Consider the following 537-nt stretch of genomic DNA (forward strand, 5'->3'; position numbering starts at 1 on the left):
AAGAGAAAACAACAGTGATTCCGTGAGTAGTGGCGAGCGAAAGCGGATGAGGCTAAACCGTGTGGATGTGATACCCGGCAGGGGTTGTCCATGCGGTGTTGTGGGGTCTTCTTTCCTAGTTCTGCCGGACTAGGCGAGAGTAAGAAACCGAGTGGTTAGTCGAAATGGTCTGGAACGGCCTGTCATAGAGGGTGATAATCCCGTAGACGAAAACCTTTCGGCTCTCGTAGGAGATACCCGAGTAGCAGCGGGCCCGTGAAATCTGCTGTGAATCTGCCGGGACCACCCGGTAAGCCTGAATACTCCCTGGTGACCGATAGCGGACTAGTACCGTGAGGGAAAGGTGAAAAGTACCCCGGGAGGGGAGTGAAATAGTACCTGAAACCGTGCGCTTACAATCCGTCAGAGCCCTCTGTTCTGCAGTGGGGTGATGGCGTGCCTTTTGAAGAATGAGCCTGCGAGTCATCGGTGTGTGGCGAGGTTAACCCGTGTGGGGTAGCCGTAGCGAAAGCGAGTCCGAATAGGGCGTTTTGAGTC

1 rRNA gene is annotated in these 537 nt (G+C 54.7%); it reads left to right on the forward strand.

What is annotated here, in order from left to right:
* Positions 1–537: ribosomal RNA gene (locus tag ACFOW8_RS29090) — 23S ribosomal RNA — on the forward strand; the annotation flags it as partial.

The sequence above is a fragment of the Nocardia rhizosphaerae genome (genome assembly GCF_042650365.1).
GTDB lineage: Bacteria > Actinomycetota > Actinomycetes > Mycobacteriales > Mycobacteriaceae > Nocardia > Nocardia rhizosphaerae.